Here is a 15,270-nt window from a genome sequence, read left to right as displayed (position 1 = left end):
GGAGTAGGGAAAAAGTCCCATGAAGGTCGAAGCCCGGATTTTCTACATGGTGGCGGCGTTCGCCGTCGTCATGGCCGTCATCTACTGGGTCATGACCGCCCTCTACGCGACTGACCAGAAGGCCGAGCCCGTCGGCATCGTCGCGCTGTTCCTGACCGGCGGCCTCGCGTTCCTCGCGGGCAGCTACATGCAGTTCGTGTCCCGCCGGATCGAACCGCGCCCCGAGGACCGCGAAGACGCCGAGATCAGCGACGGCGCCGGCGAGCTGGGCTTCTTCAGCCCGGGCAGCTACTGGCCGATCGCCATGGCGGCCGCGGCCGCCCTGGGCGGTCTCGCTCTCGCGTTCTTCCACATCTGGCTGCTGGTCATCGCGCTCGTCGCGCTGCTCATCGCGATCGGCGGGCTGGTGTTCGAGTACCACACGGGCCCGAACCACGAGTGACGTCCCCGGCCCGTGGCGTTCGCGCCGCGGGCCGGCCGCCGCGCTGGGGTGCCAGCGCGGCGGCCAGAACCGCCAGCATTCCCAGGCCCTCCGGCCACGTGAGCCGGTGGCCGAACGCCAGCACGTCCACCACCACCGCGACCACCGGGTACAGGTAGGACAGCAGCGCCACCGTCGTGGTGGGCAGCTTGCCGATGCTCGCGTACATCAGCACGTACATCACCGCCGTGTGCACGGTGCCCAGCAGCACCAGCCACAACAGCCCCGGAACCGAGCGCGGTAGCGGCGTGACGGCCAGCGCCGGAGCCAGCAGCACGGTCCCCACCACGAGTTGCACCGCGGCCAGGACGTGCGGGCGGACGTGCGTCAACTGCTTCGCCACGAACGACGTGCCGGCGTAGAGCACGGCCGCGCCCAGCGCCAGTGCGATCCCCGTCAGGCGCACGGGCTGCCCGTCGTCCCCGTGTGCCGAGAGCGAGATCACCACCACGCCGGCGAACGCGACCCCCGCGCGTGCGAGGTGCGACTTCGCGATTTTCTCGCCCAGGAACGCCGCCGCCAGCCCGACCAGGATGAGTGGCTGCGTGTGGTACACCACAGTGCTCACGCCGATCGACGACAGCGAATACGACGTGAACAGCAGCACCCAGTTGGCCACCAGCAGCGCGCCACCGAGCGCGGCCAGCAGCAGGTCGCGCCGCGTCGGGCGCCACGTGCGGAAGTAGCCGCGGGCGAGGCACCACAGCACGAGCAGGAGCCCGCCGACCAGGCAGCGCGCGAAGGCGACGGCGGGGGCGGCGGCACCGCTGGACAGCACGACCGCGCCGATCGTGCCCGAGAGGGCCATCGCGGCCGACCACTGCAGGAGCGGACGGGTTTCGGGGTTCGTCATGCGGTTAAGGTTCGGCTCTCAGGCGATCTTCGACCAGTGTCAGAGATGACAACGACCGCAAAACTTGTGACACCCTGTCCCGCATGGACGTGAAACGGGTTGCGGTGGTGCTTGCGGACCGGGTTTCGCCGTTCGAGCTGGGCGTCGCGTGCGAGGTGTTCGGCACCGACCGCAGCGCCGACGGCATCGCGGGCTGGGAGTTCGCCGTGTGCTCGCCCGCCGGGTTCGAGGTGGACACCTGGTCCGGCTTCGGGCTCCGTGGGCTGGCCGGTCTGGATTTCGCGGCGTCGGCGGACCTGCTGATCGTGCCGACGTGCGAACCACGCACCGTCGCACCGCCGGAACCGGTGCTCGACGTGCTGCGCGACGCGCGGGGACGCCGGGCGTGGGTCGCCGGTTTCTGCGCCGGGGTGTTCTCGCTCGGCTACGCGGGCCTGCTCGACGGGCGGCGCTGCACCGTCCACTGGGTCTACGAGCAGGAGTTCCGCCGGCTCTTCCCGCGCGCGGTCGTCGATCCGCAGGCGCTGTACGCCGACGACGACGGTGTGTCGACCAGCGCCGGCACAGTCGCGGCCGTGGACCTGTGCCTGCACCTCGTCCGGCGCCTGCGCGGTGTCGCGGCCGCCACCGCCCTCGCGCGGCGCATGGTCGCGGCTCCGCACCGCGCCGGTGGCCAGGCCCAGTTCGTCGAAGCACCCGTCCCCACCACGGCGGCCCCTGACGACACCGTGGTCGCCGAGTCGCTGGAATGGGTGGAGCGGCGGCTGGACCGGCCGTTCACGGTCGCCGAACTGGCCCGCCGCAGCGGCCTGGGGGAGCGCACGTTCCTGCGCCGCTTCGCGGCCGCCACGGGCACCACCCCGCACCGCTGGCTCACCGAACGCCGCCTCGACCGCGCCCAAGCCCTGCTCGAAGAGGGGCACCTGAGCGTCGAAGACATCGCGACCGCCTGCGGTTACGCCTCGGCGGCCGCCCTGCGCCACCAGTTCACCCGCCTGCGGGCCACGACCCCGAGCGCTTACCGGGCGGCGTTCCGCAGCGCCTGAACCGCGGCTGACGCCCGCTCGGCGCGCTTCAGCCGCCCCGGAGGCCGTCTGCCGGCCTGACTCCGCGCCCGCGGTTGGTTGCTCGGACCGGACGGCGCTCAGAGCTTCTGAGCCCCGAACCGCCGCGATGCGGCTGCTGGGCACGGCGGGGAAGCACGGACGGTCGGCAAGCGCTGCGCTTGGGGGCAGCCGCGCATCGCACAAGCGACACGGCCCGAAACGTTGAGCAGCGCCGTACTTCTCCCAACGGCGCGACCTCCGTCGCTCAGGCCCGGACAGCATCGACCCGGTGGGGTCCCTGAAGCACCGAACGTTCGTCAAGCGGCGGAACAACCGACCCCGGCCCAGCCCTGGAAACGGCGAAGGCCGCCTCGGGGGAGCCGAGGCGGCCTTCGCGGTCGAGCCGGTGGATCAGCGAGCGTCGCCGGAGAAGGCGATCCAGCGGTCCAGCAAGGTGGCGGCCGCGCCGGTGTCGATGGCGCGGTTCGCGCGGTCGAGGCCGGCGGCGAGGTCGTCCTCCAGCGAGCCTGAGAAGCCCGTGAACGCGGCCAGCGCCGCGGCCGCGTTGAGGACCACGGCGTCGCGCACCGGGCCGGTCTTGCCGCTGACCAGTTCGCGCACGACTTCGGCGTTGGCGGTCGCGTCGCCGCCGCGCAGGTCTTCCGCCGTGGCGCGCGGGATGCCGAGCGCGGCCGGATCGAAGGTGCGCTCACTGACGGTGCCGCCGGAGACGACCCACACCGAGGTGGTCGTGGTGGTGGTGATCTCGTCGAGCCCGTCGTCGCCGCGGGCCACCAGCACCGACATGCCGCGCTGCGCGAAGACCTCCGCGAGCACGCGCGTCTTGTCCGCGTAGGCACAGCCGATCAGGGCGCTGCGCGGCTGCGCGGGGTTGGTGAGCGGGCCCAGTAGGTTGAACGTGGTCGGCACGCCCAGCTCGCGCCGCGGCGGGCCGGTGTGGCGGAACGCGGGGTGGAAGGCCGGCGCGAAGCAGAAGCCGATACCGATCTCCTCGAGCCCGCGGTGCACGGTCTCCGGCTGCAGGTCGATGGCGATGCCGAGCGTCTCCAGCACGTCGGCCGCGCCCGCCTTCGACGAGGCACTGCGGTTGCCGTGCTTGGCCACGGGTGCGCCGGCGGCCGCTGTGACGATCGTCGCCATCGTGGAGATGTTGACCGAGTTCGACCGGTCGCCGCCTGTGCCGACGATGTCGACGGCGGGCGCCCTCAGCTCGATACGGCGCGCGTGCGCGAGCATCGCGTCGGCCATGCCGGAGATCTCCTCCGGCGTCTCGCCCTTCGCGCGCAACGCGACGGCGAACCCGGCGATCTGCGCCTGCGAAGCCGCCCCGGACATGATCTGGTCCATCGCCCAGGCCGTGTCGTCGGCGGACAGGTCCTCGCGCGCGATCAGCTGCGTCAGCAGGGCCGGCCAGGTGTGGGGGACCGGGGTGGTGCCCATCGCCGGGCTCAGCCGTTGACGGCGGGCACGCGCCCGGCGCGCAGCACGCCGGCGACGGTTTCCGCGGCGGTCAGCGGGTCGAGCGGGTGGACCAGCACGGCGTCGGCCTGCGACCACGTGGCGAGCCAGCGGTCGTCCTTGCGCCGCACCGTGACGACGATCGGCGGGCAGTCGGTGATCTCGTTCTTGAGCTGGCGGGTCAGGCCGATGCCGCCGGTCGGCTGGGCCTCCCCGTCGAGGATCGCGAGGTCGACGGTGCCGGCGTCCATCTCGGACAGCACGTCGGCGATCCCGGCCGCCTCGACGTACTCCACGCGGCCCAGATCGGCGGCGGGCCGCCGGCCGATGGCGTTGATGATCGCGTCGCGGACCTCGGCCTTGTGGCTGAACACCAGGATCCGCTTCGTCTGCTCGCCCATTGAGCACGCCTCCGTCTCGTCACGGGTGGAACTGGACGCGATCGTATCGGCCGTTACGCAAATCACGCGGGCGCGGTGGGCGACTCACCCGGTTGCCGCGCGTCCCAGCCGAGCGCGTCGCCGCCGAGGCGTTGCGCCAGACCCGCCATCCGGGATCGCTCCTGCGCGCAGTGCAGGGCGTCGAGCACCTGCACCCGCAGCGCGTGCACCAGCACGCAGTCGCCGTCAGGGCCCTGTTCGCGCAGTTCCCAGCCGTCCTGCGCGAGGATCGCGGCCGCCTCGGCCACGCGGTCCGCGGGCAGGCTGAGGTGGTGCACGAACACCGCCGGGTCCCTCGCCACCCACTGGGGTGAACTCCTGAGCACCGCCGAGTCCGCCACGGCCGGGTCGAACGCCTCCGCCACGATCACCAAACCGGGCGTGTCGGGCGTCAGACCGGCGGTTTCGCGCTTTCCCAGCAGGTCACGCAGCCGCTCGAGCAGACTCATCAGTAGCTCCTGCCTGTGCCGGGTTCGGGTGTGATGCGAAGCTCCCACGACCCGCCGTGGACCCGAAGGGCGGGGTGGTCGCGCGAGAGGACATAATGCGATCCGTGACAACGGCAGCTCCCACCATCAGCCAGCGAGTCCACTCGCTGAACCGGCCGAACATGGTCAGCGTCGGCACCGTCGTGTGGCTGTCCAGCGAACTGATGTTCTTCGCCGGACTGTTCGCGATGTTCTTCACCGTCAAGGCGCAGAACGCGGCCGGGGCACCCTGGCCGCCGCCGCTGCACGGCGAGGAGTTCCACCTCAACATCCCGTATGCGATCCCGTTCACGGTGATCCTCGTGCTGTCGTCGCTGACGTGCCAGTTCGGCGTGTTCGCGGCCGAGCGCGGTGACGTCTACGGGCTCCGGCGCTGGTACATCGTCACGCTGATCATGGGCGCGATCTTCGTCGCCGGTCAGGGCAACGAGTACCACAACCTGGTGGAAGAGGGGCTGACGATCCCGTCCGGCCCGTTCGGCACGGTGTTCTACCTCGCCACCGGTTTCCACGGCCTGCACGTGATCGGCGGGCTCGTCGCGTTCGTGTACCTGCTGATCCGCACGAAGCTCAGCAAGTTCACGCCCGCACAGGCCACCTCGGCGATCGTCGTGTCGTACTACTGGCACTTCGTCGACATCGTGTGGGTGGGCCTCTTCGCGGTGATCTACATCCTCCCCTGATCCCGCACCCCCGCCACCACCATCGGCCTGAACTGACAGCAAGGGTTGCCGCAAGATGACCACCAGCAAGAAGTCCCCGGAGCGCCGGTTCCGCGCGCGTTCGAAGCTGCGGAGGCGGTTCGCCGGCCTGCTCGCACTCGGCGTCGCGCTGGTGGGAGCCGGCGCGCTGTACGCCGTGTTCGCGCCCGAGCCCCAGACCGCGCAGGCCCAGGGCGACCCGGCTCTGCTGCGGCAGGGTGAGCAGGTTTACAACAACACCTGCATCGAGTGCCACGGCAAGAACCTCGAGGGCGTGCAGGACCGCGGGCCGAGCCTCATCGGCGTCGGCGACGCGGCGGTGTACTTCCAGACCTCGTCCGGCCGCATGCCCGCCGCGCGCCAAGAGGCACAGATCGAGCGGAAGCCGCCGAAGCTCACCCCGAGCGAGATCGACGCGGTCGGCGCGTTCGTGCAGGCCCACGGCGGCGGCGTCCAGCGCCCGGCCGAAACCGGTGCCGCGCTGCGCGGCAGCGACCCGGCCCGCGGTGGCGAGCTGTTCCGCCTGAACTGTGCTTCGTGCCACAACTTCACCGGTCGCGGCGGCGCGCTGTCGGCCGGCAAGTACGCGCCGAACCTCGACCCCGCCACCGAAGAGCAGATTTACACCGCGATGCTCACGGGGCCGCAGAACATGCCGAAGTTCTCCGACCGACAGCTCAACCCGGAGGAGAAGAAGGACATCATCGCCTACGTGAAGTCGGTGTCCGACGGCAACAACAACCCGGGTGGTAACGGCCTCGGCGGGTTCGGTCCCGCCTCCGAAGGCCTGATTGCGTTTATCGTCGGAATTGCCGCGCTTGTGGGCGTCACCCTGTGGATTGGATCGAAGGCATGAGTGCCGAAGGGCCCCAGCCGCCCTCGGAGGCGGAACTGGCCGAGATGGACCGCGATCAGCTGCTCAAGCTGGGTGGTCAGCTCGACGGCGTCGAGATCGTCGACTACCCGGAACCGTGGCCGGTCAAGAACACCCGCGCCGAGCGGCGCGCGCAGCGGCTCGTGGCGTTCTGGTTCGCCCTGTCCGCGCTCGCCGGGCTGGCGTTCGTGGTCGTCATCGCCTGGCCGCACTGGTGGGAGTACAAGGACCCGAGCGACCCGAGCGGGCACGCGACCTACAGCCTGTACACGCCCGCGCTGGGCGTCACGCTCGGTGTCGCGGTGCTGGCCCTCGGCATCGGCGTGATCCTGTACACGAAACGGTTCATCCCGCAGGAGACCGCGATCCAGCAGCGCAGTGACGGTCCGTCCGCCGAGGTCGACCGCGCCACTATCCTCGCGCACCTGGCCGACGCCGGGAATCGCAGCACCATCGCGCGCCGGTCGCTGATCAAGCGCACCGTCGGCGCGAGCGCCGGCGCGCTCGGCCTCGCGGTCGCCGCGCTGCCCATCGCGTCCTTCATCAAGGACCCGTGGAAGAACACCGAGAACGAGAACTCGCTCTGGCACACCGGCTGGCAGCCGCAGCACCCGGGCGAGAAGGTCTACCTGCGCCGCAATACCGGCAGCCTGGACGACGACGTCGAGCACGGCGTCACCCTCGTCAAGGCCGAGGACCTCGACGCCGGCGCCATGGAGACGGTGTTCCCGTACCGCGAGTCCGAGAAGGGCAACCGCGAGGCGCTGGCCGCCGCGTTGACCCGCGTCGACAACCCCGTGATGCTCATCCGGCTGCGGCCGACCGACGCCGCCCGCGTCGTGAAGCGCAAGGGCCAGGAGGACTTCAACTTCGGCGACTACTACGCATACACGAAGATCTGTAGCCACGTTGGTTGCCCGACTTCGCTGTATGAGCAGCGCACGAACCGCATCCTCTGCCCGTGCCACCAGTCGCAGTTCGACGCCCTGCACTACGCCAAGCCGATCTTCGGCCCGGCCACCCGTCCTCTGGCCCAGCTGCCGATCACGGTTGACGACGAGGGATACTTGATCGCACGGGGCGACTTCATCGAGGCCATTGGACCGGCCTTTTGGGAGCGTAAGTCATGAGTTCACTCACCACGCCGACAAAGGGCACGAGCGCGCTCGAGAAGCACGCCGGAGAGGCCGCGGACAACGCCGACCAGCGGTACAAGCTCGCCAAGGGTCTGCGGCACCAGATGAACAAGGTGTTCCCGACCCACTGGTCGTTCCTGCTCGGCGAGGTCGCGCTCTACAGCTTTATCGTCATCTTGCTGTCGGGTGTGTACCTCACGCTGTTTTTCGATCCCTCGATGCAGGAAGTCACCTACCACGGCAGCTTCACGAACCTGCAGGGCGTCGAGATGTCCCAGGCGTTCCGGACCACGCTGGACATCTCGTTCGACGTGCGTGGGGGCCTGTTCGTGCGCCAGGTGCACCACTGGGCGGCGCTGATCTTCGTCGCGTCGATGATGATCCACATGTTCCGGGTTTTCTTCACCGGCGCGTTCCGGAAGCCGCGTGAGGCGAACTGGGTCCTCGGTGGCCTGCTGCTGATCCTGGGCATGTTCGAGGGCTTCTTCGGTTACTCGCTCCCCGACGACCTGCTCTCGGGTACCGGTATCCGCGCGACTCTGTCGGGCATCGTGCTGTCGGTGCCGGTCATCGGCACCTGGATCCACTGGGCGCTGTTCGGGGGTGAGTTCCCGGGTGATCAGATCATCCCGCGCCTGTACACGCTGCACATCCTGCTGATCCCGGGCATCATGCTCGCGCTGGTCGGTGTGCACGTGGGTCTGGTCTGGTATCAGAAGCACACGCAGTTCCCGGGCGTGCGGCGCAAGGAGACGAACGTCGTCGGCGTGCGTATCGTGCCGTACTTCGCCCTCAAGGGCGGTGCGTTCTTCGTCCTGGTCACGGGCGTGATCGCGCTGATGTCGGGCCTCTTCCAGATCAACCCGGTGTGGAACTTCGGTCCGTATAACCCGTCCATGGTGTCGGCCGGTTCGCAGCCGGACTGGTACATGGCCTGGGCCGACGGCATGCTGCGCATCTGGCCCGCGTGGGAGGTCTACCTCGGGAACTACACGATCCCGGCGGTGTTCTTCCCCGGCGCGATCGGGATGCCGCTGTTGATCACCCTGCTGCTGGCGTATCCGACCATCGAGCGCAAGCTCTCGAAGGACACGGGGCACCACAACCTGCTTCAGCGGCCGCGTGACGCACCGGTCCGCACCGCGCTGGGCATGATGGCGCTCGGGTTCTTCCTGGTCATCGAGCTGTCGGGCTTCAACGACATCATCGCCGACCAGTTCGACATCTCCCTGAACGCCACCACGTGGGCCGGCCGCATCGGCGTGCTGATCGTGCCGCCGATCGCCTACTACGTGACCTACCGGATCTGCCTCGGCCTGCAGCGGGCCGACCGCGAGGTCCTGGAGCACGGTGTCGAAACCGGCATCATCAAGCGCCTGCCGCACGGTGAGTTCATCGAGGTTCACCAGCCGCTCGGTGGCGTGGACGGCGACGGCCACGCCGTCCCGCTCGAGTACCAGGGCGCGCCGGTGCCGAAGAAGATGAACAAGCTCGGGACCGCCGGGCACGCCGTGCCGGGTTCGCTGTGGACGCCGGACCCGGAGGAGGAGACGGCCGCTCTCGAGCGCGCCAACCACGGCAACGGACACGCTCAGGTGGGCAGCTCGTCGGAGTCCTCGGAAGTCGGCTCCGGCCACTGAGTCTCGTGAACGGCGAAGGCCCCTTCACCCGCAGGGTGGAGGGGCCTTCGCCATTCTTCGCGTCGCGGATCAGGCGCCCTCGACGCCGATCTCGAATGCGGAGTCCGTGTCGGCCCGTGAGTACGACCGGAACGCGATGTGCGTGACGGTGTCCAGCACACCCCGGACCTTCCCGATGCGGCCGGGGATGAGGTCGGCGAGGTCCTCGTGGGCCTTCACCCGCACCGTCGCGATCAGGTCGACGTCACCGGCGCACGAGTAGACCTCGTTGACCCCCTCGAGGTCCGCGATCGCCTGCGCGGCCTGCGGGATCTCCTCGGCCTCTACGTTGATCAGCACGATCGCCGTGATCACAGCGCTCCTCCAACTCCCTGGCGATAACCGACGAGCGCGATCGTAGCCCGGATCACATCCCCGGCCGGCTCCAGCGTCCGCGCCCGCGGTCGCTCGGATTGCGCGTGCCGCGGGGATCCGCAGTCGGAGGCGGCCGCTGACCAGGTCGACCCCTCGGATAACCGCGACCTGCGACGCCTTGCCGCCCTGTCTCAGACAGCTGGCGGCGACCGGTAGGCGCGCCCCGTGGCCGCGCGAATCTCCACGGCGGGCCGAGCGCCGCGCGCCCTTCCGGTCCCACGATCCGCGACAGCATCGGTGCTCACCCGGCGACGCGCTCCAGTGTCCTGGCGTCGGCGGCGAGGTCGAGCCAGCTGCGCCAGCCGGCGATTGCCGTGGTTCGGCCCACGGCCGTGTGGTGCGGACCAGTCGTACGCCCGCGCGGGCGAGTCCGCGTGGAAGTACTACCGCCTCGCAGGAGGCGCCGGGCGCTGGTCCTTCGCTTGGCAGCACCGTTCAGCGGCCCCTATCCACACTCGTGGAGGCGGCCCGGCCGCTTGTTCCGCAAGCGGGGGCCGGATTCCGCGGGCGGGCTCGGCGGCACCCGGGGTTTCGTTTCTGGGCCGAACTCGGATCCAGGGGTCCGCGTGCTCACCCGGCGACGCGCTCCAGTGTCCTGGCGTCGGCGGCGAGGTCGAGCCAGCTGCGCCAGCCGGCGATCGCCGTGGGTTCGGCCCACGGCCGGGTGGTGCGGACCAGCCGGACACCCGGGCGGGCCAGCCAGCGCAGCAGGACGGCCACTTCCTCGCCTGAGGCGCCGCGCAGGGGGCCCTCGCCGGGCAGGACGGTTTCCGCGGCCGCGACCAGGTGTTCCACCACGGGCATCGGCGGCACGCCGCGGCGGGCGACGCCGGCGGAGGCGAGGCGGCCGTAGCGGATGACGGACAGTTCCCAGCCGCCGGTGCCGTCGGGGGAAGCGGCGATGAGTTCGGCGATGGCGGCGAGCGCGCCTTGGCGGTGGGAGCGGCCGACGGCGCGCACGAGGTCCGCGAGCTCGTCGCGGTGGCGGGCGGCCTGTTCGTAGTGCCGGCCCTCCGACAACCGTTCCAGCTGCGCGGCGGCCAGCTGCAGCGGACGGCCGTCCTCGCCGGCGATGAGGGCGCGGGTGGCGGTGACGGCGGGGGAGTAGCCCTCGACGGTCTGGCGGCCGGCGCAGGGGGCGCCGCAGCGGCCCAGTTCGGCCAGCACGCACGGGGTGCCGGACGGGGAGACCGCGGAGATGCGCTGGGTGCAGGTGCGCAGCCCGGCGGCGCCGGCGAGGGTGTCGGCGGCCGTGCGGGCGTCGGCCTGGGTGCGGAAGGGGCCGAGGGTGCCGTCGCGGGGCAGGCGGACCACCGAAAGGCGGGGGAAGGCCTCGTCCGTGAGCCCGACCCACCACGCGTGGTGCGGGTTCTTCGAACGCCGGTTGTACATCGGCCGGTGGGCCGAGATCAGCCGCAGCTCGCGGATCTCGGCTTCCAGCGAGTGGGCGCACTCGATGGCGTCCACCCGCTCCGCCAGCGCCACCATCTCGCGGATGCGCCCACGGCTCTCCGACCCCGTGAAGTACTGCCGCACGCGCCGCCGCAGGTCGCGGGCGGTGCCGACGTACAGGACCTCGTCGCGCGGCCCCCGGAACAGGTACACGCCGGGCCGCGACGGCAGGTCCGCCGCCAGGTGCCGTTTGCGGCGCTGCGCCGTGGTGACCTCGGGCAGGTAGTCGACGAGCTCCTCGACCGTCTGCACGCCGACGTTGCCGACCCGTTCCAGCAAGGCGTGGAGCACGTCGACGGTGGCGCGGGCGTCGTCGAGCGCGCGGTGCGTCGGCCGGGTGCGGGAGCCGAGCAGCATCGCCAGTGACGAGAGCCGGTAGCTGCGCGCCTCTTCGCGCGGGATGACGCGCCGCGCGAGCTTCACGGTGCAGATCACCGTCGCCCGCGGCCAGACGTAACCGTGGCCCTCGCACGCCGCGCGCATGAACCCCGTGTCGAACCCGGAGTTGTGGGCCACGAGCACGGCGCCCGAGATGAACTCGAGGAACGCCGGCAGCACGCGCTCGATCCGCGGTGCGTCGTAGACCATCGCCTGGGTGATGCCCGTGAGCTCCACCACCTGCGGCGGGATCGCGGCACCCGGGTTGACCAACGTCGCGAACTCGGCGACCACTTCGCCGCCGCGCACCTTGACGGCGCCGATCTCGGTGATCCCGTCCGGTCCCGGTTTGGTGCCCGTGGTCTCGAGGTCGAAGACGACGAACGTGGTGTCCCGCAACGGGGTGCCGAGCTCGTCGAAGGCCAGCTGCGCCTGGCCGGGCCGCGGTCGGGTCTCCATGATCGCGCACTTTAGGACCGGCCACCGACAATCTCGGGCGAGCTGATCGGCGTGACGCGTGTGACGGCGGTGACGGATGAGGCGCCCCGCCGGGCTGTCCCACGTCGGGCGACCAACGGCGCGCGATCCGGCCCCGGGGCCTACCCTGGACCAATGCACCCCCAGCCCGTGGACCCGGCTGAACCCGAGGAGGCCGTCGGCCCCTCGGCCGTGCCGGCGCGGGCTGACGAAGCCGGCGCCGACGCCGCGGCGCCCGAACCCGCATCGTGGGTCTCGCTGCCCGACGCAGTGCGCGAGCGCATCGCCGAGCTGGCGGCGGCCGCCGTCGCGAAGCTGCCCGCCGCCGACGTGCCGCGGCAGCTGCGGCCCGTCGCGAAGTTCGCACCCGCCAAGCGCGCGAAGCTCGGCGGCACCGCCCTGCTGGCCTCGCTCGGGGATTCGGCCCAGTTCCGCACGGCCGTGATCGAGTGGCTGCGTGAGCACCGCACCGACGCCCTCGACCCCAACGCCGCCGATTCCGTGTCCGCCGCGGCCGCCGCCGTGCTGCTCGGCGAATCCGGTGCGGCCGGGCGCGTGCGGCTCGTGGCCAAGAACGCCGAGGAGACGGCGCTGCGGGCCGAACGCGACGCCGCGCTGGCCCGCAACCAGAAGCTCGAAGCCGAGCTCGCCGAAGTGCGGGCCGAGCTCGAAAGCGTGCGCGGCGCCGTGGAAGCCGCGCGCGGTGAACGCGAGGCCGAGGTGGAGAAGCTGTTGCGCCGGCTGCGCGAGCAGGGCGTGCAGCTGCGCCAGGCCAGGGACGCCGCCGACGAGGCGCGGGCGGAGGTGGCGCGCGGGGGCGCCGCGAAGGCCGAGGAGGTCGAAGCGCTCACCGCGCAACTCGACCGCGAGCGTCGCCGCGTCGCGGCCGAGCGCACCCGGGCGGAGCGGGCGGTCGCCGACGCCGAGATCGCCCGTCAGTCGGCTCGTGAGGCCCGGGAAGCCGATGAGGTACGCCTGGCGCTGCTCGTCGACACGATCGAAGGCGCCGTGGGCGGCCTGCGCCGCGAGCTGGCTCTGGGCGACCGCGGTGCGCGGCCCGCCGACATGGTGCGCGGCGCCACGTCGGGGCTCGGCCCGGGCGGGCGCGTCCAGGACGTGGTCGCGCTCGATCGCTACCTCGCCCTGCCCGGCGTGCACCTCATCGTCGACGGCTACAACGTCACCAAGACCGGGTACCCCGAGCTCGCGCTGGCCGACCAGCGCGACCGGCTCGTGCACCAGCTTTCGGCCCTCGCGGCCCGCACTTCCGCCGAGGTCACGGTCGTGTTCGACGGTGCTGGCGTGTTGTCCGTACCGGCTTCGGTGCCACGGGGCGTGCGCGTGCTGTTCTCCGACCGCGGCGTGCTGGCCGACGACGTGATCCGCTCGCTGGTGGCCGCCGAGCCGAAGGGGCGGCCGATGGTCGTGGCGACCTCCGACCGCGCGGTCGCGGATTCGGTGCGCGCGGCGGGCGCGCACTCCGCGCCGTCGGCGGTGCTCGTCAGCCGATTGGGTCGCGTCTGATCGGCACGGCCGCCGGCGTGCCGGATCTTGTCGGTGGTGGCTCCTACCGTGCGCAGCAGGAGCACGACGACGTGAGGAGCCTCCCATGAGTGACACCGCCGGCCACCCGCCCGGCCGGGCCGCAGCCCCGGAACCCGCCGAAGCCGACCTGAGCGGAGTCGACCCGGCCGAACTCGACACGCTGGTGGTCGACTGCGACCGCTGCGCCGTGCGCGGGTTCGCGTGCCACGACTGCGTGGTGAGTGTGCTGCTCGGCCCGCCGGTCACCCTCGCGTGGGACGCGGACGAACGGCGAGCCGTCGACGCGCTCGCCGAGGCGGGGATGGTGCCCCGGCTGCGCCTGGTAGCGGAGCCCGAACGTAAGCCCGCATGACACTTGTGGTTGATAACGGGGCGATAAGTGGTCGATCCGACCCGGTGAACGGTCGGTAGCAATTTCACTTCATTCTGACACCAGAGAGTATGACGGCCGTCACACTCTGCCTCCCTCGCTGGTCCGATGGTGTTTCACCGGACTACGCAGAGTTTTTGCGCCGGGCCCGGTGGACGCCGTGGCGGTCTTTTCGTAACCTGTCCGAGATCTCGCGGCCAGCAGCCGTCGGCAAGGCGGCGACGCGAGATCGCCGCCGGAACGGCTTTGTCGGGGAGCCAGGACCGGAACCACACCGCGCGCGTGACGCTGTTGCAGTCGATCGCGGCCGAAAACACGCGTGGTGAGACGTGGCGGAGAGGGCCCCCGACCTCTTCGGCGTCGCAAGGGTTCCGACGGCGGCCCGACAGCAAAGGAGACACGCGCGACCGTGCAGTCGCATCCAGTCAAGCGCGTGGTGTCAGGTGCCCTCGCGGCAGCCTCGGTGATCGCAGTGGTCACCGTCGCGCAGCCCTCGGCCACGGCCATCGCAGCTCCCGTCCCCGCCCTCCAGACCCCGCCCGACTCCGGTTCGAGCGCCCTGCAGAAGTACCGCGACCTCGCGTCCCAGGCCGAGAAGGCCAACGAGGACCTGCTGAAGGCCCAGGACGACCTCAAGGCCAAGCAGGGTGACCTCGACAAGGCCAACGCCGACGCCGACCACGCCAAGCAGCTCGCCACGCAGGCCGAGCAGAACGAGCAGAAGTACAAGGTCGACGTCGACAAGTTCGCCGGCGCGTCGTTCCTCAGCGGCGTCCAGATGAACAAGCTCTCCGCGCTGCTGGCCGGCACGTCGACGCAGGAATTCCTCGAGCGTTCCTCTGCTCTGGACCAGATCGCGTCCGAAAAGGACGCCGCGCTCGACGCGCTGGCCGGTGCAGTGAAGCAGGCCGAAGACGCCGCCAAGCTGGCGGCCGACTCCGCCAAGCGCGCCACGGACGCCCGTGATGCCGCCGCGAAGCTGACGGACGACATCAAGGCCAAGCAGAAGACGCTGCAGGACCAGATCAAGCAGCTCAAGGCCACCGAGCCGTCGCTGTCCGCTCTGGACAGGGCACTGCAGGGCGACAAGGGAAGCGACGCGCCGACCAACATCAAGGCGCCCGGCCCCGCGGCGCAAGCCGCCGTCGACGCGGCCCTGTCGCGCCTGGGTGACGCCTACGTGTGGGGCGCCACCGGTCCGAGCACGTTCGACTGCTCGGGTCTCATGCAGTGGGCGTATCGCCAGGCCGGCATTTCGCTGCCGCGTTCGAGCCGGGAGCAGTCGACCTTCGGCACCCCGGTCGCCCGCAGCCAGCTCCAGCCCGGCGACCTGGTGTTCTACTACACCCCGGTCTCCCACGTGGGCATGTACATCGGTGACGGGAAGATGGTCCACGCCCCCACCACCGGCGACGTCGTGAAGATCTCGCCGCTGCAGAGCCAGTACGTCGGCGCACGCCGCGTCAGCTGACGCTCTTTTCGCATCACCGGGGCGG

General features: G+C 71.0%; 15 protein-coding genes. 9 read left to right on the top strand and 6 right to left on the bottom strand.

The features are described 5' to 3' along the window. Positions 1-19 precede the first annotated feature (19 nt). Complete coding sequence (locus I6J71_RS33725; protein WP_204090544.1) at positions 20-442, top strand: cytochrome c oxidase subunit 4; 423 nt, start codon at positions 20-22, stop codon at positions 440-442. Here the strand turns inward: I6J71_RS33725 and I6J71_RS33720 are convergent. Next, entirely contained in the window at positions 387-1,334 is a 948-nt protein-coding gene (locus tag I6J71_RS33720; protein ID WP_204090543.1) for a DMT family transporter, read from the bottom strand. The two genes, I6J71_RS33725 and I6J71_RS33720, sit on opposite strands and share 56 nt — an antisense overlap. 83 nt (positions 1,335-1,417) lie before the next feature. Between I6J71_RS33720 and I6J71_RS33715 the strand changes: the two genes are divergently transcribed. Beyond that, the gene (locus I6J71_RS33715) at positions 1,418-2,380 is read left to right on the top strand and encodes a GlxA family transcriptional regulator (protein WP_204090542.1); all 963 of its coding nucleotides are present in this window, start codon (positions 1,418-1,420) and stop codon (positions 2,378-2,380) included. A gap of 411 nt (positions 2,381-2,791) precedes the next feature. Here I6J71_RS33715 and trpD read toward each other — a convergent pair whose 3' ends face one another. From trpD to I6J71_RS33700, 3 genes are all read right to left on the bottom strand, one after another. Continuing rightward, positions 2,792-3,841 carry an anthranilate phosphoribosyltransferase gene (trpD, locus tag I6J71_RS33710; RefSeq protein WP_204090541.1) on the bottom strand — a complete coding sequence of 350 codons (1,050 nt, stop codon included), beginning with the start codon at positions 3,839-3,841 and terminating at the stop codon, positions 2,792-2,794. An 8-nt stretch (positions 3,842-3,849) separates the two neighbouring features. Further along, positions 3,850-4,260, bottom strand: a complete 411-nt coding sequence (locus tag I6J71_RS33705; protein WP_204090540.1) for a hypothetical protein — start codon at positions 4,258-4,260, stop codon at positions 3,850-3,852. Positions 4,261-4,322: 62 nt separating this feature from the next. After that, complete coding sequence (locus tag I6J71_RS33700; RefSeq protein WP_204090539.1) at positions 4,323-4,748, bottom strand: hypothetical protein; 426 nt, start codon at positions 4,746-4,748, stop codon at positions 4,323-4,325. Between the two features lie 95 nt (positions 4,749-4,843). Here I6J71_RS33700 and I6J71_RS33695 point away from each other — a divergent pair, with 95 nt between their 5' ends. Genes I6J71_RS33695 through I6J71_RS33680 form a run of 4 tightly spaced genes read left to right on the top strand, consistent with a single transcriptional unit; the run spans position 4,844 to position 9,138 of the window. Continuing rightward, positions 4,844-5,470 carry a heme-copper oxidase subunit III gene (locus I6J71_RS33695; RefSeq protein ID WP_204090538.1) on the top strand — a complete coding sequence of 209 codons (627 nt, stop codon included), beginning with the start codon at positions 4,844-4,846 and terminating at the stop codon, positions 5,468-5,470. Positions 5,471-5,525: 55 nt separating this feature from the next. Next, positions 5,526-6,344, top strand: a complete 819-nt coding sequence (locus I6J71_RS33690) for a c-type cytochrome (RefSeq protein ID WP_204090537.1) — start codon at positions 5,526-5,528, stop codon at positions 6,342-6,344. Further along, positions 6,341-7,492 carry a ubiquinol-cytochrome c reductase iron-sulfur subunit gene (locus I6J71_RS33685; protein ID WP_204090536.1) on the top strand — a complete coding sequence of 384 codons (1,152 nt, stop codon included), beginning with the start codon at positions 6,341-6,343 and terminating at the stop codon, positions 7,490-7,492. The genes I6J71_RS33690 and I6J71_RS33685 overlap by 4 nt, the downstream gene beginning before the upstream one ends. After that, positions 7,489-9,138: a cytochrome bc complex cytochrome b subunit gene (locus tag I6J71_RS33680; RefSeq protein ID WP_204090535.1), complete on the top strand. Its 1,650-nt coding sequence runs from the start codon at positions 7,489-7,491 to the stop codon at positions 9,136-9,138. Before I6J71_RS33685 ends, I6J71_RS33680 begins: the two co-directional genes overlap by 4 nt. A 69-nt stretch (positions 9,139-9,207) precedes the next feature. On the opposite strand, the gene I6J71_RS33675 is transcribed toward I6J71_RS33680, so the two are convergent. Together I6J71_RS33675 and I6J71_RS33670 are read right to left on the bottom strand one after the other, a co-directional pair. Next, the gene (locus tag I6J71_RS33675) at positions 9,208-9,492 is read right to left on the bottom strand and encodes an Lrp/AsnC family transcriptional regulator (RefSeq protein ID WP_204090534.1); all 285 of its coding nucleotides are present in this window, start codon (positions 9,490-9,492) and stop codon (positions 9,208-9,210) included. Between the two features lie 630 nt (positions 9,493-10,122). Continuing rightward, positions 10,123-11,841, bottom strand: a complete 1,719-nt coding sequence (locus I6J71_RS33670; RefSeq protein ID WP_204090533.1) for a DEDD exonuclease domain-containing protein — start codon at positions 11,839-11,841, stop codon at positions 10,123-10,125. Between the two features lie 153 nt (positions 11,842-11,994). On the opposite strand from I6J71_RS33670, the gene I6J71_RS33665 reads away from it, so the two are divergent. The 3 genes from I6J71_RS33665 to I6J71_RS33655 all read left to right on the top strand — a co-directional run bounded on the left by I6J71_RS33665 (position 11,995) and on the right by I6J71_RS33655 (position 15,245). Next, complete coding sequence (locus I6J71_RS33665; RefSeq protein ID WP_204090532.1) at positions 11,995-13,383, top strand: NYN domain-containing protein; 1,389 nt, start codon at positions 11,995-11,997, stop codon at positions 13,381-13,383. An 85-nt stretch (positions 13,384-13,468) separates the two neighbouring features. Beyond that, positions 13,469-13,756 carry a hypothetical protein gene (locus tag I6J71_RS33660; protein WP_370542008.1) on the top strand — a complete coding sequence of 96 codons (288 nt, stop codon included), beginning with the start codon at positions 13,469-13,471 and terminating at the stop codon, positions 13,754-13,756. A gap of 427 nt (positions 13,757-14,183) precedes the next feature. Next, positions 14,184-15,245 carry a C40 family peptidase gene (locus tag I6J71_RS33655; RefSeq protein WP_204090531.1) on the top strand — a complete coding sequence of 354 codons (1,062 nt, stop codon included), beginning with the start codon at positions 14,184-14,186 and terminating at the stop codon, positions 15,243-15,245. Positions 15,246-15,270 lie beyond the last annotated feature (25 nt).

Source organism: Amycolatopsis sp. FDAARGOS 1241 (assembly GCF_016889705.1).
Lineage (GTDB): Bacteria > Actinomycetota > Actinomycetes > Mycobacteriales > Pseudonocardiaceae > Amycolatopsis.
Note: the sequence above shows the minus strand (reverse complement) of the source record. Positions and strands in the feature narration are given on the sequence as shown.

Coding starts and splice junctions, on each gene's coding strand:
- I6J71_RS33685 (WP_204090536.1), top strand. CDS start 6,341: ATGAGTGCCGAAGGGCCCCAGCCGCCCTCGGAGGCGGAACTGGCCGAG.
- I6J71_RS33660 (WP_370542008.1), top strand. CDS start 13,469: ATGAGTGACACCGCCGGCCACCCGCCCGGCCGGGCCGCAGCCCCGGAA.
- I6J71_RS33665 (WP_204090532.1), top strand. CDS start 11,995: ATGCACCCCCAGCCCGTGGACCCGGCTGAACCCGAGGAGGCCGTCGGC.
- I6J71_RS33680 (WP_204090535.1), top strand. CDS start 7,489: ATGAGTTCACTCACCACGCCGACAAAGGGCACGAGCGCGCTCGAGAAG.
- trpD (WP_204090541.1), bottom strand. CDS start 3,841: ATGGGCACCACCCCGGTCCCCCACACCTGGCCGGCCCTGCTGACGCAG.
- I6J71_RS33695 (WP_204090538.1), top strand. CDS start 4,844: ATGCGATCCGTGACAACGGCAGCTCCCACCATCAGCCAGCGAGTCCAC.
- I6J71_RS33700 (WP_204090539.1), bottom strand. CDS start 4,748: ATGAGTCTGCTCGAGCGGCTGCGTGACCTGCTGGGAAAGCGCGAAACC.
- I6J71_RS33670 (WP_204090533.1), bottom strand. CDS start 11,841: ATGGAGACCCGACCGCGGCCCGGCCAGGCGCAGCTGGCCTTCGACGAG.
- I6J71_RS33720 (WP_204090543.1), bottom strand. CDS start 1,334: ATGACGAACCCCGAAACCCGTCCGCTCCTGCAGTGGTCGGCCGCGATG.
- I6J71_RS33725 (WP_204090544.1), top strand. CDS start 20: ATGAAGGTCGAAGCCCGGATTTTCTACATGGTGGCGGCGTTCGCCGTC.
- I6J71_RS33690 (WP_204090537.1), top strand. CDS start 5,526: ATGACCACCAGCAAGAAGTCCCCGGAGCGCCGGTTCCGCGCGCGTTCG.
- I6J71_RS33705 (WP_204090540.1), bottom strand. CDS start 4,260: ATGGGCGAGCAGACGAAGCGGATCCTGGTGTTCAGCCACAAGGCCGAG.
- I6J71_RS33715 (WP_204090542.1), top strand. CDS start 1,418: ATGGACGTGAAACGGGTTGCGGTGGTGCTTGCGGACCGGGTTTCGCCG.